The sequence below is a fragment of the Vibrio tetraodonis genome, from assembly GCF_003350295.1.
Classification (GTDB): domain Bacteria; phylum Pseudomonadota; class Gammaproteobacteria; order Enterobacterales; family Vibrionaceae; genus Vibrio; species Vibrio tetraodonis.
Window position 1 is genome coordinate 22,288 of the sequence record NZ_QLYY01000014.1, and the last position, 22,915, is coordinate 45,202.

Below are 22,915 nucleotides of genomic sequence, written 5' to 3' on the forward strand. Positions count from 1 at the left end.
CATGGATGCCATTACGATTAAAAACCTTGATGTGGTGTTTGGCGATCAACCACAAAAGGCATTGTCGCTGTTAAATGAGGGTAAAACTCGTCAAGAGATCATCGAGCAAACAGGGCAAGTAGTCGGTGTCGATAACGTCACCATGAGTGTCAAAGAAGGCGAAATATGCGTTCTTATGGGCTTATCAGGCTCGGGTAAATCAAGTTTACTGCGCGCTGTGAATGGCCTAAATCCTATTACTCGTGGTTCTTTACAAGTGAAAAATGGCGATAGCCAAGTTGAGCTATCTTCCTGTGATGCCAATACACTTCGCCACCTTCGTACTCATCGAGTGTCTATGGTGTTTCAAAAGTTTGCCTTAATGCCTTGGCTTACTGTATTGGATAATGTTGCTTTTGGGCTTGAAATGCTTGGTATGCCCAAAGCGCAAAGGAGAGAGAAAGCGCGCGAGCAGCTTGCTATGGTGGAGCTGTCTGATTGGGAGAATAAATACCCACATGAACTTTCAGGTGGCATGCAACAGAGAGTAGGGCTAGCAAGAGCTTTTGCGATGGACACCGACATCTTACTTATGGATGAGCCTTTTTCAGCGCTTGATCCCCTTATTAGAGCACAGTTGCAAGATGAACTTATTTCCCTACAGAAAAAACTCAATAAAACTATTTTGTTTGTTAGCCATGATCTTGATGAAGCGCTCAAAATCGGTAATAACATCGCCATTATGGAGTCGGGTAAACTTATTCAACATGGCAAACCTGAACAAATAGTCTTGGCGCCTGAAAATGATTATGTCAAAGATTTTGTCGCGCATACTAACCCACTCAATGTGCTTAAAGGGCGTTCATTAATGCAACCTGTAAGTCAATTAGAGCGCGAAGCGGCAAGATTGCAGATTTGCCCTGTGCAAAAAGTTTGGGTTGAAGAACGCGATAGCAAACTCTACCTTGATGATAAAACTTCATTAACACTTATCGATTGGCGAGATGAAAAAGTGAATCTTGATGACATATCGCATCAAAGTGTGGTGATAGCTAGCCCAGATATAGGCATGCGAGAAGCAATTAAGCTAAAGCAGCTCAGCGGACAGCCTATTCTATTGGTCGAAAATGGCGAGTTGGTGGGGGTGCTAGATGACAACGACTTTTATTCTGGCTTGCTAGGTAAACATAAGGCGGCATGATGATTTGACCAGTGCCCTAAGCCGATATTTCTTAGCAGCGCTGGTTTTCTTTACCGGCTGCGGTGTATAAAGCCGTTTGTCTTAATGAAATGGTCGATTTGTTTTGGCACCGCAGAGTTATATATCATAGTGGTGTGGGCGCTGCGCATCTCGATATGGTCTGTCATACCTTCGATTTTGGTTTCTTCGACCGTTACAGTACCATCTGAGAGAGTGTTATCTTCTATCATCAGTAAGCTTCTTGCGCCAATAGCTAGTGTTCCCGCAATACTTCCCAGCTTTTGTGGATGATTCCAATTATCTTCGTGTTGTTCTAAACCAAATTTAGGTGCATTACCTAATACTGCTCCCATACCCAAATCTTGGATCCGATTGACAATGGAAGCGCCTTGCAGTGGTGAACCTACGGCGATTACATGAGATATTCGCTCAATATTTGGAGCGCGAGAGGTTAGGTAGTGCTTAATGATAAGTCCGCCAAGGCTATGCCCAACCAGCACGTTTGTTTGTGTTGTTGACAGTGCATGATCAATAACGTTAAACACCTTGTTTTCGTCTATTGCTAGGCTGTTGTAGCTAACCGTTTTTGTATCATGACCGTATGATCTGAGCTTTTGACTTAGCGGCTTCATGACCAAACCATGCATATACAGCCCATGAAGAATAACAATATTCATTGGTGGTCCTACTTATCAAAGAAAAACCATTGTGCCAATTCTCACTGTATTTATCTAGCATGGGACAGCACTGTTTGAATCAGTTAAACAAGGAGTTGAAACATTGGTCTTTTTGAATGGTTCTAAACTTTCGGAACTGAACAACAGTGAGTAAAGCCACGATATGAGTAGTCATTCCGTGGCTTATTGAATGATGTTGTTTGTTAGAAGTTAGTTAGTGGGCCTCCACGCTCCCCAAATATTGCCGTTGTAGGTGGATTTTGGATCTTCTCCTCCTTGAACCCACCACTGAGCTTGCCAACTTTGGTTTGCAAAAGTCACGACTTCACCGCCTAGATACGTTTTTGATGAGTTCCAAGCATCACCTGAAGTTACCGTTTGTTGCAAAGTAGCCTCACTGGAAATGACTTCAAAGGTGAAAGTTTTGCCGCTATTACTCTGTGGGCTGGTGGCTGAGAAAATCAAGGTTTCATTTTGGGTGATAGAATCGGTATTGATAATAATCGAAGATGAACCACTATTTTCTATTCGGACAGGAGTGCCTTGAGTTTGACTTAACTTCGCAGCTTCGTCCATAACTATTACCATTTTGTCACCAGCATTGACGACGTTGTCACTTTTCGATAGTTCATAAAGTTGCCCAGTTAATGATGGGCTGCTGTCGTTGTTACTTCGAGAGACCGTCATTCGGCCAGAAGTTTGGTTGTCTTTAGCGTTGAAGAAGTTAAGTGAAGAGTCATTTTGAAAGAACATGTAATGTTGCATTTCATCATGCCAATCGCCTATAAAAATAGAGCCCTTTTGGTTGATATCATGCCAACCGTTGATTTCAGCAGCAAGAAGGCGGTCCCAAGCGTTTATATTGGCGGAGTTCACACTAATATCAAAGCTGCGAGCCACTTTACCATCTTTATCAAGGATGTCGTATTTTACAGTATCTCCAATTTCTGGTGCCTGGAAACCATCTGGGATAAAAGAAGCAATACGGTTTAAATCCGGATTTGGGGCATGTTCATTAGTAGGTGTGGTTGCACCGCCATTTTTAATGGTAATATCCGAGCAGTTATAAAACCCTTCACCGCCATTATCAATACGTTGCCAGCGCACAAAGAGTATGGCGTCACCGGAACGACCCGATGGAATAGTGACATTGGTGCGATATTTCTTGTGTCTACTATCGTTTTCATAGTTTTCGGCGGCTATATTTCCCTCAGTATGTATTAACTCGAGATCCTCCCAAGCGAGGCGCTTAGAAAGATCTGCGTTTGGCTTGGTAAGGTAGAACTCCCAAAAGGAAGGATTGTGAGCTACTGTTGCGTGAAATACGTACTCGAACGTGCCAGCATTTATTTTAGTCCTTTCCCAAGCTGGGTGTGGGGCTCCTATACCACTTTTGTGTTTGTCATTTGCGTAGCACAATGTGCCATTAGGAATAAGCCGTCTGACCTCATTAGCGTTTCTATAGTCTATGACGTTTTTTGAGTATTCATGTCTTTGAACGAACTGATATTGACCAGAAAGTTCCTTAGCGTTTGCACAAGCTGCGTTGGGCGGGCTACCGGACCATAATCCTCCTTGTTCATAACAGATGGCTTGCCGAGCTTTTGGAAACTCAGACCAACCATGAGCAGAGACATGAATTGGTAAACTAGATAACAAAGAGGCGCCTATTGTAAGCCTCAAAATATTTCTATTAGATCTCACTTTCTTCTATCCTATTAAAAAATTATTAATCAAACATCTATGTTTTAAGACCTTAAAACAGATGGTATTTACTTTTTAAAAAGCGGATAAAAGGTAATTGAGTTTTTTATTTTTAAAAGTTTCTTTATTATTTCTATGAATTGATATCGCAAATGATAAAATAATTACAAACTTGACGTAAATTTTTCTTTCCATCTTAAGTTTATGATTTAAAAAATTTTTTGTTTTAACTCTTGGTCTTCTTGTTGAATTTTTCAACGAAGTTTTACTTTTTATTTTTAATTAATAGTTAATTAAGTAAAGGTTAATTTACTTAAATAACTAAATTATATATTTTAAGTGAAGAGTGATTTTTAAAAACATCGCTCTTTTGATTCACATACTTAAATAATTAAAAGGAATAACTATGAAAAAAAATATATTGTCGTGCATTATTCCAATCGCTGCTAGTATCACAATTTATTCTTCTCAGGTTTACGCAGTTTATAATGGAGTAGAAGTAAGCCCTCAAGACGAATCTTATATGGTGTTTTTATCTACTGCCTCTGGTGGAACTACGTGTAGTGGGGCGCTTATTGCTCCAAATACTGTTTTAACCGCTGCATACTGCGCTGTCGATAACATGGACGCTCATTTTCTATACTCTGCGAATAATGATGGAACTGTAAACGGTGAGAGTAAAAAGGTAGTTAAGCATTACTTTGCTAATGATTTATACACTTTTGACGAGCCAGGTCAGTACTACGACATCGCTATTTTGGAACTTGAAGGCACCCCTGATAATGTTGAGCCTCTCCCAGTTGCTGAAAGAAAAATCCCATTAGGTGCGGATGTATATCCTCTGGGGTATTCTTCCGGTCAATTAAAAAAAATGCCCATCCCTGCGAAAGTAGCCGCCAAAGAGAACTCTAAGGCTTATTATATAGAGGCTTATTTCTCCGAGTGTCCAAATTCACCTCATTACTCGAACATTTATTACAACCAGCCAAGTATAAAGGGGGATGAGGCTAGATGTGGTTTCCTAGAGTGGGCTTTTGAAAACCGAAGAGAGCCGATAAGTCAGACACAGTACACTATTAGTGTCGAGAACCCATCTCTGCCACCCTCTCATCCTCAGTATTCACTAGATGAAAGTAGTGGTTTTGTCACCAAGTACGGAGCTACTCGAGGTGATGGCGGAAGTCCTCTTATATTTGAAGGCAAAATTTATGGTGTAGCCAGTACGGTTACGAACATTTATTCGGCACGACATAATGTGGCAACTTTTTATGAAGGCTTCGAACGTGAGGGAGCTTTAAACTGGATTATGGAAACCATGAAAGATATTCAGACCCGTGTGGACAGAGCAATTGTATTTCCTAACAATTAATTGATAAGTCATTCCAAGGAGTTTTGGAGACACACTTCTGAGCATATTATGTGTTATAGGAGTGTGTCCTCATAATCATGATGGTTTCATTGTTGTTTGAATTTTATACTGTAAAAGTAGATTTTTATATAAATACATTTAGGTGTATTCTCGCATAGCATTTTAAACAATTAAACCTTCATTGAATAAGGTCATAACTCAAAAACTATTAGCAGAAAGATGTTCAAACTGGTGACTCAATATAGTAATTAATCTGTCAATAAATTCATCTCCTTTTGCAATGCATAAGTTGAAACCGAGGTTGTTAGTATTACCGTATACTCTTGTTCGTTTTATGATGTGATAAAAAGAATAATAAATTTAGCACCTAGTAAAAACCTAGCTATTATGATATGTAAAGCATTGATTGATATTGGCTTTCAAGAGAGGGTTTGTGTGACTGATTTTTATTTATCACAAAAAGAGGTGATTATTGTTCAAAATAATCATATAGAATATTACCAATCCGGATTAAAAAAACTTGAGCATCAACCTATGGTTGTCGGTCTAAGCCCAGGTAATGGCTTCTACTCGAAAGAAAATATACTGAGTTTGGTTAAGGGACTGTGTAGTCTAGTACCAAAGCTGCTTATCATAATCCCTGATGTTATCCACGTTCATAACTTTCGTGGAATGGGTTACTCTGAGGAGTTAGCAATTAAAAAAGCCGGAGATGAGTCTCGTCGTTTGGAGAATCGTTTGACACATGTAACCAGTCTTCTAACAAAAGAACTTAATTTAGATAATTTCCATGTATTAGACTGGCAGAAAGACATAGAAGAAAGCCAATCATATCAAAGAAGTGTTGATAAAATATTGACCCATTATCACGCCAATCATTCATTTAGAACGTGCATCGAAGCAGTTTCAAATAGATACATAGAGTCTAAAGCAAAGCATAGAACCCTCATAAAGCTCGACATCAATCAGGCTGTTATGTATTACCTTAAAGAGTTAGCTCTATTTGCTTCAATGCCTAATGTTATTGGTGAACATACTACTATCTCTTATCATCAACTTTGGCAAGATGGAATTCCTTATCTGGAGGAGATCTATCCAAGCATTAAAAGCCATCTTTCTTTGGTTCAATATCAACTTGAATAGCTGATGCTAGTAGACTCGATTATTGTCTTGATTGTCACTTATATAAAGGCTGCTGTCTAATATTAATAGATAACGCAAGTATAGAGAAAACTATATGGACTAATAACTCTCAGCAACGAGAAAATTTCATTTTCTAGTATTGATTAATAGCCTTTTAAATGTTTTTAGATGGATTGAAGATTATATAAAAACCGCCAGCTTTTGCGTGGCGGTTTGATGTTGATTATTACTTAATGGTTACAACTCATCTTCTAGTGTGGAAAGCCGAGAATCTCTGGTTGGGAAAGCGGTAATCACATAACCGTCACTGCCTACTACAATGGCGACATTGGTGAACAGATAATGATAACGACCATAAACAAAAGTGACGGCTGCATACACTCTGCGTTGACCGCCTTCGCCTGTTCTGGTTGTAATTCTAGGGTTACCGTCAACACTGGTTAAGGCTGCCATAATCATGCGTGCTAGCATCTCTCGGTTGTGAAAACCATGTTGCATGAAATCTCTTTGGTGACCACCATCTCTGTTGGTCCATATATGTTCTAGCCCGAAGCCAAACCTTTCACGCCGTCCATTATTTGCATCAGACAAAACCACAAATCTGCGATTATTACCCGGAGCGGCTCCATCATAGGCAATTGCCCAAGTGTTGTTGGCTACTTCATTGTATGTCATACGTGAGCTTACACCACTATTGGTAAATGCTCTTACTATGGTATTGAAGTTTGCGGAATTTCTAGTGTAATAGTCTCCACCAGTTTGCAAAAGGGGAGGCAAGCTAACGACAGTGTCTATCGGCCTTCTATTTGCTCTCCTGCGTATGTTTTGTACACATTGGAACCCATCGTCGTCTTTGACTTCTGGATCGTTGTTGGCACAAGAGCCGGTCAGAACATTTTCATTACGCTTCTTGCCTTTTTTATTCCTTCGTGAAACAAGTTTATCGGGTTTCACATTTGATGCATTGGCAACTAACATAGCGCTATTTAACAGGTCTATAGCCGCTTCAGGGTTGTGATTGATAAAGTCGTTGAGGTGCTGATTGCCAGTGTCAACTGATAGCGCAGGGCCTGCTCCTTGCGCTGCAAGATTAAGATGCTCTTGGACATCATTAATGACAGCGCCTAGCTGATCACGGGTAAGATCCCCCATAAGGTTTATTGCTTCACTTTGTTCTATGGTGCATGTTCCTTCATCGGCATCCGTGTTTACATTGTCATCACAAGCTAATACATTCATTGCCGTGTTAAACGCATCCGGATTATCGTTGTGTGGCTGAGTCTCTATCACTTCGTAAACGATATTATTGTTATTGCCAGTAGGTTGAGGTTCATCAACGATAAGAGGAGGAACATTGGCGAACGGTTGATGGTTTTGTACACCACAGATGCTAGGCTCTCCCAGCAATCTAGCAAATGCCCAAGCCCCTAGACTTTGTAGTGACTGAATGAAATCCTCCACACACCTCTTTTGACGTCGATGTGCAGTGGGTAGCTCCAAGGGTATCGCCGTCTGCTGAGCTAAAACGAGGTTTTCTGCATCGTTGGCGTATCTATCTCCTTGTGTCGAACCAGAAGCAGCAGTGATATGTTTTCCACTAAAAAACTGGTCCTCAACTGCTTTTGAGCTTGTGCTGTAAAGAAGGTGATATGAAGACCACTGATTTTGCGAATAATCATCAGTTCTAAAGTGGATAGGGCTACTGATAAGAGAGTTACCAACAACGGTCACGCCAGTTTCTGGAAAATAGTCAGCATCATTGAGTTCTAAAGAGACATTGGTTTTTTCAATCAGCTGTTTTTGAGCTTTATCCGAAAAAATATTAAGGGTTGCAAGTACATACCCGTCTTCAATACTTTCTTCAAGGTTGAGCTTAAATTCCCAGTATTTCATCAGAGGATTACCTGAGCCAGGTGTAAAAAGATAAGAATCTAGAAGAGGTGGAGTAGGGCCCAGTGCTCGGTCTCCTGTACCGTTGTATCGCATTTTAAGAAGATTGCCGTTGATTTTTCCAGTAAGGCCTACATATCCAAAGTGCCCATCTCGGTCTTTGGAGACTTGTGAATCTGGCGTTGACTCCTCACCTACGGCTCTGATCATAAAGCTTGCGCTGTTATCCACATCGACTTTTACTAGCATTCTAATGCGGCTAATCAGGTTATCACCATACTTTGTTTCTGATACTTGGTCTGTCGTTGCAGTATGTAGTACGCCGTCTCTCAGCTCTTGATCAATAGCTAACTCATTGTAAATAATTTTTTGATATTTGGTTTCACTACTTGTATCAATGGCATAGAAATGCCCACTTTTTTTGGTACAAAGGCTTTGCCCGGTTGGAATATTTGGGTCGTTGTCTTCGATATTAGAGAGATACTCAAAAGCGTCATGGACAGTGTTAATGCTGTTATCTCGGGTTATCGCTAGTGTTTTTCCATTGTCTAGAAAATACCTTCCCCACATATCGATCTTACCTTGGTTGTAAAGCTCGGCTGATAGTTTTCTGGCTTCGGCTGGTTTGAGAAATCGATAACCACTCTCACACTGCTCACCTTGGACTTCAACATGACTCGGAGTGATATCAATCACGGCCAGTGAGCTAGTTGAATATAATGCAGATAGGCAAAGTATTATTTTCTTCTTATTCATTAAATTTACCTCTATTTGGCAGCAAATAAAATCTATATAAACGTGTTCAAGCTTTAAAATAAATAATAGATTGATTAAAAAATAAATTGTTATATGTGTGAAATATGACCCAAGCCTCAATTTATTAAAGTGAATCTTATAATTTAACTTCTCGTATTGTTTTAATTTATTGATTTTAAAATAGATTTAATTTTTGATCTGATTAAATCATTAGGTTTAGTGTTATTTTTTAAAATATAAACTTAAGATATTTTCACTTATTTGTTAATTTATTAATATTATTTAAAATGTGAAGTGTTATTATTGTCTTTTGGGATAATTCTGTCTTGTAAAGTGTATTTTTTATTAATCTTCTTTATATTTAATTTATTATAATGAATTAAGTTTTTATTTAGTAATGATAAAATTCTTTGGTCACTTATGTGCTATCTAGTTTTGCTAGCTATTTTTTAAAACCTTATAATTAGACGAACATTTTTTATATGCATCTTGTTTATTTTTAAGCAACTCATGACTAATAAAATACCCATTTAGGGGCTAGACTTTTAGTATGCTCAATGTGGTTTGGAGGTGCGTATGAATGTTCTTATCCAATTTGATGCATCAGGTGAGTACAAGGATGGCACTTGGAAACAACCTATCTCTTTTTGCAAAGGGGAAGTCCACTCAGTAAGTCCATTATCTGCGATAGTGCTTATAGAGCAGCGCAAGGCTCATATTTATCATCGGGCTGATGATGAATCTTTTGAAAGCTTGGATGATAACTAGCGACAATATGATTTTGATGATGCTGTTAATAAAACCAGAGAGTGTGCCACCTCTCTGGTTTTTCCCATACTCTGTGAGTGAAGGTGTGTTTTTAAATGTAAATCTTACTTTTTGAGTACAACATGGCATGGCCCGATACAATAACATTGTCATCATCAACATGGCAGTAGACGGTTCCCCCGCGTTTTGAAGCTTGGTAACCTTTTAAGTTATTTTTGTTTAGTTGAGATGCCCAATAAGGGGCAAGTGACGAATGAGCTGAGCCAGTAACTGGGTCCTCGCAGTCACCAACATCAGGCCAAAAGTAGCGAGATACAAAGTCGTGATCCTGACCTTTCGCTGTAACGATAAGATCATAAGGAGCAAGTTTCTCCAAGTACTCTCGGCGCACTTTTACCTGTTTTACCTGCTCTTCATTATCAAAAACGGCAAAATAAGCTTGGGGCGTTTTGAGTACTTTTGTCGGGTGAGTAGTCAGTGATTCAAATACCTCAGCTGGGCATTCGGATTCAATTGGCAACCTATTAGGAAACGTCATTAGAATCCGTCCAGAGAGATCTTTCTCTACATTTAAGGTGCTGACATGAAGGGTATCAAATGAAATTTTCCCCTCTACATCATAGAACTGGTAAAGGCAGAAAGCAGCGGCGAGTGTTGCGTGGCCGCAGAAGTCGACTTCAGAGCTTGGTGAAAACCAACGGATAGCATATTGGTTAGCTCCGGTTGGTTTGATAAACGCGGTTTCAGATAGATTATTCTCAGAAGCAATACTTTGCATGATGTCGTCACACAGCCATTCGCATACAGGAACGACTGCTGCGGCATTGCCTTCAAAGCGTTGAGTGGTGAATGCATCGCAGACGAACATTTCGAGTTCCATACCAAATTCCTTGTGTCTTTCAGTTTGTCACAAGCATCATAGGTACCCTAGATAAGTTTGTAATGCATTACATCTTACTTGTGTGATCACCTTTGCCCAAAGTAGTACTTTGGTTACATTGTGATTATCTAGAGAAAGGCTGAGAGTCACCGTCTCAACCTAAGTTGTGTGGTGGCTGGGCGCTAGATGTGCATTAATGAGTCGTGATTTAGCTGACTGATGTCGGTTGCGCCAGTTAAGGTCATAGCAACCCTCATTTCTTTCTCATAAAGGTCGAGCAGATTCTCAACTCCTGCTCTGCCATGAGCGGCGAGCGCATAAATATAGGAACGACCCAACATTGCACAATCGGCACCCAAGGCGAGCATTCTAACTACATCAAGTCCGGAACGTATCCCCGAATCGACGAATATTTTTAAATCTCCTTTGACAGCATCGGCAATGTAAGGCAGTGCTTTAGCAGATGATAGAACGCCATCAAGCTGGCGCCCACCATGGTTGGAGACAACAATACCATCAGCACCAAAACTAACCGCATCTTTCGCATCTTGTTGGTCTAAAATACCTTTTATGATCATAGGACCATCCCAGAAGTCTCTAATCCACTCTAGATCTTTCCAACAAATAGAGGGGTCAAAGTTTTCTCCTAGCCATCCGATATAGTCTTCGAGTTTTGTGGGCTTTCCACGGTAGGTAGAGATATTCCCAAGATCATGAGGCTTCCCGAATACGCCGACGTTAAACGCCCAGTCAGGGTGACGCATCGCTTGAAAAACTCGTCGCATCGCTGCATTTGGTCCACTCATACCAGAATGTAGATCGCGATAGCGCGCTCCTGGAACTGGCATATCGACAGTAAAGACCAGTGTGCTCACCCCAGCTTCCTTGGCGCGTTCAAGAACATTTCGCATAAAACCACGATCTTTTAGTACATAGAGCTGAAACCACATGGGCCTTTTAAGCTTTGGAGCCACTTCTTCAATAGGGCATACTGAAACCGTTGACATGGTAAAAGGAATACCTTTTTGCTCTGCTGCCAATGCCGCTTGAACTTCACCGCGTTTAGAATACATACCAGTTAAGCCAACAGGAGATAGGGCGATAGGTAGAGCAAAGCTTTCTCCAAACACTTTTGTGGTTATATCAATATCAGACATGTTTTTTAGCACTCTCTGCTTGAGTGCTATCGATGATAAGTCCTCACAATTGCGCCTTAATGTATGTTCGTTGTATGAACCACCATCTATGTAATGAAACAAAAACGGTGGCAACTTGGCTTGTGCTGCTTTGCGATAGTCAGAGGTAGATGAAATGATCATTAGTAGCATTCCTAAGGTTAAGTATCAGGTAAAGAACATATCTGGTGAATTTGGCGTTACATCATGAGTGCGTCCGTCATACCAAATCCATATATTGCGATGAGACCAATGATGCCAGTGACAATGACATAATAGAGTGTTGGCAGAATAGTCTTACGAAGTGTAGCGCCTTCTCGTCCCAGTAAACCCACAGTTGCAGAGGCAGCAACAACATTATGGATCGCTATCATATTGCCAGCCGCAGCCCCGACGGCTTGCAAAGCGACGACGATAACGCTTGATATGGATAAGGTTCTTGCAACTTCAAACTGAAACTGGCCAAACATCATATTAGAAACAGTATTTGAGCCCGCGATAAAAGCACCTAGAGCACCAATAGAAGCACTCAGTGCAGGAAAGGCTTCACCGACTAAGCCCGCCGTAAAGTTAGCCGTTGTAATTGGCATGCTAGCTAAGTCTGCTCCATTGATGCCTGAGTTAACAAAAATTCTTACCATGGGTATCGTGAACATCAAGACAAAACCAGCGCCGACTAATGCTTGGCTTGATTCGCCACAAGCTTTGACTAGCGGCTTAACGCTACCAGATTGTAATAATACCGCGACAAAGGCGACAAAAACTAAAATCCCACCCGGCAAATAGAGAGGCTGAATTGCCGCATTAATATCAGCGTAATTGAATATATTTTCAAAGGACAAGTTGATACCCATCAGCACAGACTTTACATCGCTACTAACACGACTTGATACTAAAGCGAGAGCGAGCAAGACATACGGAAACCATGCTAACCACATGCTCATTGGCTTACTTTGTGTCGTATTGAGCTCGATTTTTAGTGCACCCAACCATTCTTTAGGCCACTGGGACTCATCTTCAAAATCCCATGTTGTTCGAGGGACTAAAAAACCTCTTTTGGCGGCAAAGACGACAACGGATAAGCCTGTTAGCCCACCGATGAGTGAAGGGAACTCTGGTCCGAGAAATACCCCAGTTAGTGCGTAAGGTAAAGTAAAAGATATGCCTGCAAATAGAGCAAATGGAACAATATCTAGGCCTTCAGTCCAGCTTTTATTTTTGCCGAAGAATCGTGTGAGCATAACAGCCATTAGTACCGGGATGAGCGTACCTACACAAGCATGGATGATAGATACACTTGCCGTGATCTGCTGCAGGTAGATCTCCCAACTCGAACCGTTATTTACTAATGACTGGCTTATGTTATGGCTATCTAGTCCTTTGTTGATGCCTACTATTATCGGGGTGCCTACAGCACCAAACGAAACCGGAGTTGATTGGATCATCATACCCATTAATACAGCGGCTAACGCGGGAAAGCCAATCGCTACGAGAAGGGGAGCAGCAATCGCGGCTGGTGTCCCAAATCCTGAAGCTCCTTCGATAAAGCATCCAAAGCACCATGCAATAATGATGGCCTGCACTCGTCGATCTGGAGAAATGTTGGTAAAGCCATAGCGAATGGTCGATATAGCGCCTGTATGCTTCAAAGTGTTGAGAAGAAATATTGCGCCAAAAACAATCCAAAGAACTGATACTGTGATGATTATTCCCTGCAGTGTCGACGCGAGAATCCGAGACGTAGACATATCCCAAACAAAAAATGCAATGGCGACCGTCAGGGCGAAAGCGATAGGCATGGCTCTTTTTGCAGGCCAGTTTAGACCTACCAATAGAAAAGCTGCCACAGCTATCGGTGAAAAGGCCACCAAGGCCAGTATTGTTTCATTCATTAGTACATCCTCGTACAAACAGGCCTTGGGACTCCCGTGAATCACCTAGGTTCTTTTATTGTGATTTTTGTGTTAATTCTTAGTGAAATTAATACTTTATTTTCTATGGATACAGAGAAATAATGAAAAAAATTGATTCCAAAAATTGCATAATGATATGAAAGCAGATGATCTTATTCTTTTCTCTCAGGTGGCAGAATTAGGAAGTTTTAGTAAGGTTGCTGAAGTAAATAACCTTACAAATTCAGTAGTTAGCAAGAGAATTGCACGGTTAGAGCAAGACGTAGGTACTCAGCTTCTCTATCGAACCACTCGAAAATTAACGCTAACAGAAGCTGGTAAGGCACTGAATAATAGTGCGAAAAATGTGAAGCAAGCAGCTCAAGAGGCACTGGATTCAGTATCTGGTTTTGGAGAAAGTATGAGTGGAAGGATCAAAATGTCTGTCCCATGTATTTCTGGCGATTTAGTATTAGCGGATGCAGTGGCAGAATTCTGTACTTGGTATCCCGAGTTAAATATAGATATGTCGCTAGATAATCGGTTTGTCGATTTGGTCGATGGTGGCTATGACTTGGTAATTCGAACTGGGTACCTAGAGGATTCGAGTTTGATTGCACGCCATATTCTTGATTCACAGTGGCTGGTGTGCGCATCACCCTCCTATCTTTCCCGCAATGGCAGACCCCTCCAACCTCAAGATCTTACAGGGCACAATTGTTTACAGTATGCCTATCAGACAACTGGCGCTTCGGACTGGGAATTTAAAGGCTTTTCGGGAAATTATATCGTCAAAGTATCGGGTAATTTTTCCACAGATAACGCAACAGCCCTGCGAAAAGCAGCGATTGGCGGGCACGGTATCGCTTATGTCCCACGATGTTTAGTTTACCACGATCTTGGAAATGGTCAGTTGATTGATATTTTCCCAGACTTAGTGGGAAAACGTTTAGGCATTTATGCTGTTTATCCCTTTACTCGCCAGCCTACAAAAAAGGTAAAGATGCTCATCGAGCATATTCGTACCCGCTATCTTGAAATCAAACATTACTTTAAATAACGAAAGTACTAAAAGCCGATGCAAACTAGCATCGGCTTTTAGTCATTCTGTCGTTAGGCTGCTTCTACAACCTCTTCGTCTAAATCAAACGAAGCATCAATGAGCTTTTGGGTGTACGCATTTTGTGGAGAGTGGAAGATCTCATCAGCGGTTCCTTGTTCCATCACTTCGCCTTTTTGCATGACTAAAACACGATCAGATAATGCTTTCACCACGCTTAGGTCATGGCTAATGAACAGAAAACCAATGTTGTGCTTTTTCTGGATATCTTTTAGTAAGTCAATAACAGTGAGCTGGACAGATCTGTCTAGCGCGGAAGTCGGCTCGTCTAACAAAATAAATGAAGGCTCTAAGATTAGCGCTCTCGCTATGGCGATACGCTGTCGTTGACCCCCTGAAAACTCATGTGGATAGCGGTTAATGGAATGAGGATCTAACCGAACTTCTTCAAGAGCTTGACGCGCCCGCTGCATGCGCTGCGAATGACTGAGTTGAGGTTGGTGTACTGTTAAACCTTCAGTGATGATATCACCTACTGTCATACGAGGGGACAATGAACCATAGGGGTCTTGAAAGACCATCTGAACGTCTTTTTTGAGGGCAAACCTTTCTTTATGAGAGAGTTCTGCCAAATTGTTGCCTTTGAAGGCAATATTACCCGTAGAAGGTAGAAGCCCGATAAGCGCTCGACCAAGAGTTGATTTCCCTGATCCTGATTCACCTACGATACCAAGCGTTTCCCCTTGTTTTAGCTCTAGAGATATACCTTTAACCGCCTCGAAATATTGATTATAACTCGGAATAAAATGACTTTTAATGAGAAACTTAACTCGGATATCTTCAGCTTTAAGCAGTGGAGGGGCGCTGGGGTCAATAGGATCTTTACTGCCTTTAGGCACCGAATTAATCAGCATCTCGGTATATTCATGCTGTGGGTTGGCAAACAGCTCACTGCATTTGCCTTCTTCCACAACATCACCTTTACACATGACAATGACTCTGTCTGCCAAATGTTTTACTACGCCGAGGTCATGGGTAATAAATAATATAGCCATACCCATCTTCGCTTGGATCTCTTTGATTAGATTAAGTACTTCGGCCTGAACGGTGACATCAAGTGCTGTGGTTGGTTCGTCAGCGATTAGAATATCTGGTTCATTGATAAGAGCCATGGCGATCATTATTCGTTGCAGCTGGCCACCGGAAAACTCATGAGGGTATTTACTGTATGCTTGTTGTGGGCTGGGTAAGTGAACCAGATTAAATAGCTCCAATACTTTTTGTTTTGCTTGAGAGCGCGAGACAGGGCGATGGCACATAATAGCCTCAGCAACTTGAATGCCTACTCGCATAAAGGGGTTAAGTGATGTCATGGGTTCTTGAAAAATCATACCAATACGGTCGCCACGTATGGTTTGCATTGCTTTCTCTGGTAATGTTAATAATTGTTGGCCTTCAAACAAAATTTGCGACTTTTTATCGACAATGCCATTTTTAGGCAGTAGTTGCATTACAGCATTGGTTGAAACGGACTTTCCGCTTCCAGACTCACCGACAATTGCGAGAGTTTCTCCTTGGAATAACTCGAAATTGACATTCTTAACTGCATCAACAATACCATCATTGGTTGTAAAACTGACGGAGAGGTTTTTTACCTCGAGAATCGGTGTCTGTGACATTTAAATTCCTTTTTAATTCATCTTTTAATGAAAGCTTTCCAAATCATTTCCATAGCTTTTCAAGCTGGAAAAATGATGGTGCGCTTTTTGGACATGCTCAAACTCTAGCATCCACTGCGCATTTCTTTGAGCACTGCAAAATGCTCCCATATGGGACAAAAGATCGTTACAACTTTTGTCTAATATTGAATGAGTTGCTTCAATCAGTTCTGTGGGTTCGATAGATATAAACTGAAGCAATCCATAACTTTGGTTGAGTAAGTCAAATGCACTTTGGTATTGACCCATTTTGTTCAATATTTCTGACTGTGATATTGCTGAGTCTCTCAAACTTCTGAGTAAGCAACCAAATTGACAGGGTTTTGTCTGTTCGTCTTTGACGGCGTTATGAATATGACTGGGCAGGTGAGTAAGAACCTGATCATATAAATTATGGGCTTCCGGCCAATGGCCTTGCTCCAACAATTGCTCTGCTTTTAAATAATTAGTCCAGCACTGTTGTAAGTCCATATTCGATTCACTCCACCAAAGTTATAACAGATACTATTTAAATGTAATTTATTATCCATTGCAAATAATTATCATTTAGTTGTGTGCGGCAACTTATTGGTTGATATTTGACCACTTAAACTCTGATCGTACCTAAGTCACTAAAATATAAATAAAACTGGCCTACACTTGGAACTTATAGAGCGAAAATATAACGATAAGGAAAATAGAGATGGCAATTCAAAGGCTTGAATCAAGTCAGCTGTATCACGCTGCGCAGCTAGCAATGCTGCCATGCAAGTCGACGAAAGAGCTGGCTCCTATTGATGAAATTGTTGGCCAAGAGCGCGCGCAGAAAGCGGTAGAGTTTGCGATGTCCATTAAAGAAAAGGGCTACAACATCTATGCTATTGGCCAAAACGGCTTGGGCAAGCGTACCATGATTTTGCGCTATTTAAACCGTCACCGACATGATGTAAAAGCGCTATATGATTGGTGCTATGTTGCTAACTTTGAAGATACTCGAACGCCTAAAGTACTTGCATTACCGAGAGGTATTGGTAGCCAACTTAAGCAAGACATTGAGAAGCTAATGTCTAAGCTAGTCAATGCCATGCCTTTAGCTTTCGACAATGAGCTCTATTACAGTCGTGCTGACAAACTAAAAAATCAGTTGGCTCAAAAACAAGAAGCTGAACTAGCTGCCATCACTAAAGATGCGAAAGCCAAGGGAATTAGCTTAACCATAACCACCCAAGGTGACTATCAATTCGTTGCTATGGATGGGGATGAAATGCATACCGAAGAGTCATTTGAGGAGCTAACAAAAAAGGAACAAGAGTATTTTGGATCTACCATCGATGAACTTGAAATCAAGTTGCGGGATATGGTTCGCCAGCTTACTGAGTGGGAAGAAGCCTACAGTGAGAAAATCAAAAAACTTAATGATGATGTGACTCTTGATGTTATTACTCACTTTATAAAACAGTTGAAGAAAGACTACTCAGGCTATCCGACAATTAAAACCTATTTAACCGAATTACAACAGGATATTGTTGATAATGCCGATATTTTTCTTGAGCAGAGTGGCGAGCAGGCAGAAGTAGCAACCGCCTCATTAGATAAAAAACTTCCCAGACGCTACAAAGTTAACGTTCTTGTAAGCCGTAAAACAGATGACTTTCCGATTGTTGTTGAAGAAAATCCGAATTATCACAGTTTATTCGGTTATATCGAGACGGCGACGTTTAAAGGAACGGTATTTACGGACTTTTCACTGATCCGCCCAGGTAGCTTGCATAAAGCGAACGGCGGTGTGTTGATGATGGATGCACAGAAAGTGTTGGAGCAGCCTTATGTTTGGGACGGGCTAAAACGAGCGCTGAGAGCGAGAAAACTGAGCTTTACGTCACTTGAAAAAGAAGTCACCTTGACTGGTACAGTGTCACTTGATCCCGAAGCTATACCGCTTGATGTGAAAATAATTTTATTTGGTGATTATCGTACTTATCAACTTCTGCAACACTATGATCCAGAGTTTAGCGAGTTATTCCGTGTGACGGCCGACTTTGAAGACGAAATGGTTCGCAGTCCAGAATCTGAGTTGCAATATGCTCGCTTTATCTCAAGTGTGGTTAACGATAACAATATGCTGCATTGTGATAAAAAGGCGATTGCGCGAATTATTGAACATAGTTGCCGATTATCTGGGGATCAGACTAAGTTATCTTTACATTCAGCCAATATCGCTAATCTTCTCAGAGAGTCAAATTATGTCGCTCGCCAAGCAAACTCGAATATGATTCGAGCGAGTCATGTTGAGGAAGCACTGGCAAATCAGGAGCTTAGAGTTAGCCGCTTAAAAGATAGTGTGATGGAAGGTTTTATCAACGGAACCACGCTACTTCAGACACACGGCCATTCAGTAGGGCAAGTCAATGCGCTTTCGGTGTTAAGCACCAGTGAATATATGTTTGGAGCGCCTAACCGAATCACTGCGACGACATGCTATGGAGACGGTGAGGTGATAGATATCGAACGCAGCGTCGACTTGGGAGGAAGTATCCACTCAAAAGGGGTTATGATACTCACAGCTTACCTCTCTTCGGTGTTTGGCAAAACCGCAAAAGTACCGCTTAAAACCACTATAACTTTCGAGCAATCATACGGTGGTGTGGATGGCGATAGCGCGAGCATGGCCGAATTTTGTGCAGTAGTATCTGCGTTCTCACGCCAACCTAATTGCCAGAGCATTGCTATTACAGGTTCTATGAATCAGTTTGGCCAAGCTCAGCCGATTGGGGGGGTGAATGAAAAAATAGAAGGCTTTTATGATGTTTGTGGGATTAAAGGTCGCAACGATAATCAGGGGGTGATTATTCCTAGGGCGAATATGCATAATCTGATGCTAAGGCCAGATGTTGTTAAAGCTGTCGAACGTGGTGATTTTCATATATGGGCGATTGATCACGTAACAGAAGCCATTGAACTGTTCATGGGCAGGCCAGCTGGAGAGCCTAGTGATGAAGGTAGTTACCCAATCGATACTATATTTGGTATTGCCCAAGCGAAATTAAACGCTTTAAGAAAATAACTAGGTTAGCTTGTGGTGGGCCTTCGGTAAGAAAGCCCACAACAAGATCAGTCTATCAACTCATTTCCCGATTTAAGTTTGTGGTGAAAAGCATCAATGTTACCTAAAGTAGTATCTGCAATATTGCCGAGAGCCTCATTGGTGAGAAAGGCTTGATGGCCAGTAAATAGAACGTTATGACATGCTGAGAGGCGACGAAAAACATCATCAACAATGATGTCGTTGGATTTATCCCGAAAAAACAAGTCTTTTTCATTCTCATACACATCCAAACCGAGTGCGCCGATTCTGCCCGTTTTTAGAGCTTCAATAGCGGCTGCGGCATCTAATAAGCCGCCTCGACTTGTGTTAATGATCATTACGCCATCTTTCATTTTGTCGAAAGCGGTCTTATCTAAAAGGTGGTAGTTTTCATCCGACATAGGGCAATGAAGCGTGACGACGTCACTTTTTTCAAACACTTCATCTTTACTACAATATGTCGCGCCTAGTTTTAGTGCTAATGGGTTTTCGAAAGGATCGTAACAGAGTATATTCATTCCCAGCCCCTTAAGAATGCGCATTGTAGCTATACCTATTTTGCCAGTCCCAATAACCCCAACCGTTTTTTGGTGGAAGTTGAATCCAACGAGTCCTTCGAGTGAAAAATTGGCATCGCGAGTACGTTGATATGCTTTGTGGAAACGTCGGTTAAGGGACATCATTAAGCCGACGGTGTGTTCGGCCACCGACTCAGGAGAGTATGCTGGTACTCTGACTACTTGAATACCGAGGTTCTTAGCTGTTTCTAAGTCGACTCGATCAAAGCCAGCACATCGCATTGAGATGAGTTGAACACCTTGTAATGACAACTCATTTAAGACTGGAGCAGACAAGTCGTCGTTTACAAAAGCACAAACGACTTTACATCCATGAGCCATTTTTGCGGTTTTTTTAGTGAGCGGAAAATCATGAAAATGCAGTTCAAAGCCAAATGGCTTGTTGGCTCTGTTGAAAGACACTTCGTCATACGACTTAGCGCTGAATAGGGCGACATCTAACATATGGACCTCTAAAGTTTTCAATGAGGAAAAATCTAGTCATATTGAAGCGCGAAAATATTAAAAGTTAAAGTAATTATTATCGATAAAAGGTTAACCTTATTCTCAATAAAAGCCTTTTTTACACTTATAGTTGCAGTGTTATTTTTATTATTAAGCCCGGGCGCGTATAAATTCCGCCCAAATTCTCCATCAACATCATAATTTACTGCTAAATTATTAGAGACAAAATAAATAGCTCTTGGCTTAATTATCATTAGGTTAGGTGGGTGTTGTAGCTAGGCGCTGAAAGTATCTATTTTCTGGCTAGGGTATATAAACATGATCACAAAGAAGCTATCCGAGGTGTCTATTGCGACACGGGCATGGTCCATATTAGGTCTATTTGCCATTGGGCTGCTGGCTAACACAGTTCTTAATATTGATAAATCTCGTGAACACATGCGAGAAAACTACGAACGTGGAGTATCGACACTGGTTGAGGCTGCTTCTGGTGTTGCAAAGCATAACTACCAACAATATAAATCTGGCCTTATTTCAGAAAGTGAGGCGCAATCTCGCACGTTAAAGACAATATCGGCGATGAAATTTGATGGCAACAACTATGTTTTTGTCGTTAGTCGAGAAGGTTTACAACTTGCTTCTGGCGTTGAGTCATTAATCGGTAAGAACATCATCGGGCTTCAAGATAGTACAGGACGCTACTTTGTTCAGGACCTGTATACACTTGCTCAAAATGGCGGTGGTTTTGTTGATTACTACTGGAAAAATCCTGATTCGACCACAGCAGATCTCAAAACAAGCTATGCGCTCATTTTTCAACCATGGAGTTGGATGATTGGCTCTGGAATGAATATGCTTGCTTTAAAAGAGGATACACGGAGTTCTGAGGTAGCCTCAATCAGTTACGCTATAGGTATTTTAATTTTATTGTCGGTGGTGATAGGTTTCTTTATTAAAACCATTACTACACCACTCAATCGTACTGTAAATGCAATGAAAACTTTATCTAAAGGTGAAGGTGACTTAACTCAGCGTTTAGAAGAGGAAGGCAGTAGAGAACTGGTAGATTTGGCTCGTTACTTCAACCAATTTGTTCAATCAGTTCAGAATATTATGCTCAATATCAGTGATGCGGGTAGTGAAGTATCTAGTGCTGCAGGTCAGCTATCTAGATCGGCACTGCATATTGATCACAGTCTTAACCAGCAGCAAAGCGATGTCGAAACATTAGCGAGCGCAATGACTGAAATGTTGGCAACCGTTGAGGAAGTAGCGGCGCGAACAGTAGAAGCCAATGATGCAAGTCGTATGGCAGCAAAAGAAGCGAACCATAGTCACGAGATCATCAATAAAAATGTTGGTGGTGCTAATGAACTTGCTGGTGAAATACAGTCTGCCAGTCAAGTTGTACAGCAGTTGGCATCCGATGCTCGTAATGTTGATACCGTTTTAGAAGTGATTCGCGGTGTAGCTGAACAAACCAATCTATTGGCACTCAATGCAGCCATTGAAGCAGCGAGGGCAGGGGAACAAGGTCGTGGTTTTGCTGTAGTTGCAGATGAAGTGAGAAGTTTGTCGCTAAGAACACATGAATCAACGCTTGAAATTCAAAACATTGTAGAGAAGCTTCAATTAGGCGCCGAGAATGTTGTCAAAGTGATGGACCATGGGACAGAGAAAGCAACCAATGCTTCTGAGTTGTCGAGTCAAGCAGGAGTAGCAATTAGTAAGATTAACCAAGAAGTTCACACCATAGAGGAAATGAACCAACACATTGCTACGGCGGCTGAAGAACAGACACTTACTGTTAATGAGATGAACCGAAATATGGTAAGCCTGAATGATATGGCATCTTCTGTATCAGCAGAATCGGCTCAGATGGCAAGTGCCAGTACTGAACTTGATCGTGTGTCCGATAATTTAATCTCTATGATTCATCGCTTTAAGCTTGCTTAGATTGAGGCCCTAAGCTGATGTGGTAGAATCGACTTAGTTCGAACCTAGATTAATTTATTGATGAGACAATTAAAAACATCTATACATCCCGATATTAACCACTTGGATCACAAAGCTATCATTCAAAGGAAAGCGGCGAGAGCCATAGTGGTTAATGGAGAGAAAATTCTACTGCTATATACACAGCGTTATCATGATTACTCCATTCCCGGTGGTGGAATTGATGATGGAGAAGACATTATTGCGGGTTTGGTGAGAGAGTTAACAGAAGAAACCGGTGCTCGAAATATTCGTAGCATCAAGCCTTTTGGTATTTATGAAGAATTTCGACCATGGTACAAGCCAGAAGCCGATGTTATTCACATGCATTCCTACTGTTATACCTGCAAGGTTGATCTCGATCTTGGAAAACCTTCCTATGAAGATTACGAAATAAAAAACGGGATGACAGCCATGTGGGTCAATATTCATAAGGCGATTGAACATAACGAAAAAACCATGACTAGCAGTCCTAAAAAAGGTATGAGCATTGAGCGTGAAACCTACCTTTTACACCTCATTGCCAAGGAAATGATGTAGTACACATGTTTTTTTTGACATGATTAATAGTTGGCGTTGCGGCACATTTTTGTTGCGAACATTTCTCCGGCTGTAGTATAAG

The 22,915-nt window shown here is 41.1% G+C and carries 17 protein-coding genes; 8 read left to right on the top strand and 9 right to left on the bottom strand.

What is annotated here, in order from left to right; all coding sequences use genetic code 11:
* Position 1 precedes the first annotated feature (1 nt).
* Complete coding sequence (gene choV / locus DPF90_RS10565; RefSeq protein ID WP_114786307.1) at positions 2 to 1,180, top strand: choline ABC transporter ATP-binding protein; 1,179 nt, start codon at positions 2 to 4, stop codon at positions 1,178 to 1,180.
* Positions 1,181 to 1,230: 50 nt separating this feature from the next.
* Here the strand turns inward: choV and DPF90_RS10570 are convergent, their stop codons facing one another.
* Both DPF90_RS10570 and DPF90_RS10575 read right to left on the bottom strand, forming a co-directional pair.
* Positions 1,231 to 1,857, bottom strand: coding sequence for an esterase/lipase family protein (locus tag DPF90_RS10570; RefSeq protein WP_114786308.1), 627 nt, complete (start codon positions 1,855 to 1,857; stop codon positions 1,231 to 1,233).
* Between the two features lie 210 nt (positions 1,858 to 2,067).
* Entirely contained in the window at positions 2,068 to 3,561 is a 1,494-nt protein-coding gene (locus DPF90_RS10575; protein ID WP_114786309.1) for a lytic polysaccharide monooxygenase, read from the bottom strand.
* Between the two features lie 406 nt (positions 3,562 to 3,967).
* Here DPF90_RS10575 and DPF90_RS10580 point away from each other — a divergent pair, with 406 nt between their 5' ends.
* Both DPF90_RS10580 and DPF90_RS10585 read left to right on the top strand, forming a co-directional pair.
* The gene (locus tag DPF90_RS10580; protein WP_114786310.1) at positions 3,968 to 4,930 is read left to right on the top strand and encodes a S1 family peptidase; all 963 of its coding nucleotides are present in this window, start codon (positions 3,968 to 3,970) and stop codon (positions 4,928 to 4,930) included.
* A 435-nt stretch (positions 4,931 to 5,365) separates the two neighbouring features.
* On the top strand, positions 5,366 to 6,073 hold the full coding sequence (locus tag DPF90_RS10585) for a tRNA-dependent cyclodipeptide synthase (protein ID WP_162814022.1): 708 nt from the start codon (positions 5,366 to 5,368) through the stop codon (positions 6,071 to 6,073).
* 237 nt (positions 6,074 to 6,310) lie between these two features.
* On the opposite strand, the gene DPF90_RS10590 is transcribed toward DPF90_RS10585, so the two are convergent.
* Positions 6,311 to 8,719 carry a hypothetical protein gene (locus DPF90_RS10590; RefSeq protein WP_114786312.1) on the bottom strand — a complete coding sequence of 803 codons (2,409 nt, stop codon included), beginning with the start codon at positions 8,717 to 8,719 and terminating at the stop codon, positions 6,311 to 6,313.
* Between the two features lie 576 nt (positions 8,720 to 9,295).
* Here DPF90_RS10590 and DPF90_RS10595 point away from each other — a divergent pair.
* Positions 9,296 to 9,487 carry a hypothetical protein gene (locus DPF90_RS10595; RefSeq protein ID WP_114786313.1) on the top strand — a complete coding sequence of 64 codons (192 nt, stop codon included), beginning with the start codon at positions 9,296 to 9,298 and terminating at the stop codon, positions 9,485 to 9,487.
* Positions 9,488 to 9,578: 91 nt separating this feature from the next.
* Here the strand turns inward: DPF90_RS10595 and DPF90_RS10600 are convergent, their stop codons facing one another.
* The 3 genes from DPF90_RS10600 to DPF90_RS10610 form a co-directional block, all read right to left on the bottom strand.
* Positions 9,579 to 10,367 carry a PhzF family phenazine biosynthesis protein gene (locus DPF90_RS10600; RefSeq protein ID WP_114786314.1) on the bottom strand — a complete coding sequence of 263 codons (789 nt, stop codon included), beginning with the start codon at positions 10,365 to 10,367 and terminating at the stop codon, positions 9,579 to 9,581.
* Positions 10,368 to 10,549: 182 nt separating this feature from the next.
* Positions 10,550 to 11,686, bottom strand: coding sequence for an FMN-dependent L-lactate dehydrogenase LldD (lldD, locus tag DPF90_RS10605; RefSeq protein ID WP_114786315.1), 1,137 nt, complete (start codon positions 11,684 to 11,686; stop codon positions 10,550 to 10,552).
* A gap of 56 nt (positions 11,687 to 11,742) precedes the next feature.
* Positions 11,743 to 13,434 (bottom strand): L-lactate permease, encoded by a 1,692-nt coding sequence (locus tag DPF90_RS10610; protein ID WP_114786316.1) that lies wholly within the window; start codon positions 13,432 to 13,434, stop codon positions 11,743 to 11,745.
* 157 nt (positions 13,435 to 13,591) lie between these two features.
* On the opposite strand from DPF90_RS10610, the gene DPF90_RS10615 reads away from it, so the two are divergent.
* Positions 13,592 to 14,494: a LysR family transcriptional regulator gene (locus DPF90_RS10615; protein ID WP_114786317.1), complete on the top strand. Its 903-nt coding sequence runs from the start codon at positions 13,592 to 13,594 to the stop codon at positions 14,492 to 14,494.
* Positions 14,495 to 14,547: 53 nt separating this feature from the next.
* On the opposite strand, the gene DPF90_RS10620 is transcribed toward DPF90_RS10615, so the two are convergent.
* Entirely contained in the window at positions 14,548 to 16,173 is a 1,626-nt protein-coding gene (locus DPF90_RS10620) for an ABC transporter ATP-binding protein (protein ID WP_114786318.1), read from the bottom strand.
* Positions 16,174 to 16,197: 24 nt separating this feature from the next.
* Positions 16,198 to 16,683, bottom strand: coding sequence for a hypothetical protein (locus DPF90_RS10625; RefSeq protein ID WP_114786319.1), 486 nt, complete (start codon positions 16,681 to 16,683; stop codon positions 16,198 to 16,200).
* 211 nt (positions 16,684 to 16,894) lie between these two features.
* Between DPF90_RS10625 and DPF90_RS10630 the strand changes: the two genes are divergently transcribed.
* Entirely contained in the window at positions 16,895 to 19,255 is a 2,361-nt protein-coding gene (locus tag DPF90_RS10630) for a Lon protease family protein (RefSeq protein ID WP_114786320.1), read from the top strand.
* A 47-nt stretch (positions 19,256 to 19,302) separates the two neighbouring features.
* On the opposite strand, the gene DPF90_RS10635 is transcribed toward DPF90_RS10630, so the two are convergent.
* Positions 19,303 to 20,298 carry a 2-hydroxyacid dehydrogenase gene (locus tag DPF90_RS10635; RefSeq protein ID WP_114786321.1) on the bottom strand — a complete coding sequence of 332 codons (996 nt, stop codon included), beginning with the start codon at positions 20,296 to 20,298 and terminating at the stop codon, positions 19,303 to 19,305.
* A 318-nt stretch (positions 20,299 to 20,616) separates the two neighbouring features.
* On the opposite strand from DPF90_RS10635, the gene DPF90_RS10645 reads away from it, so the two are divergent.
* Together DPF90_RS10645 and DPF90_RS10650 are read left to right on the top strand one after the other, a co-directional pair.
* Complete coding sequence (locus DPF90_RS10645; RefSeq protein WP_114786323.1) at positions 20,617 to 22,254, top strand: methyl-accepting chemotaxis protein; 1,638 nt, start codon at positions 20,617 to 20,619, stop codon at positions 22,252 to 22,254.
* Positions 22,255 to 22,314: 60 nt separating this feature from the next.
* Complete coding sequence (locus DPF90_RS10650; RefSeq protein ID WP_114786324.1) at positions 22,315 to 22,833, top strand: NUDIX hydrolase; 519 nt, start codon at positions 22,315 to 22,317, stop codon at positions 22,831 to 22,833.
* Positions 22,834 to 22,915 lie beyond the last annotated feature (82 nt).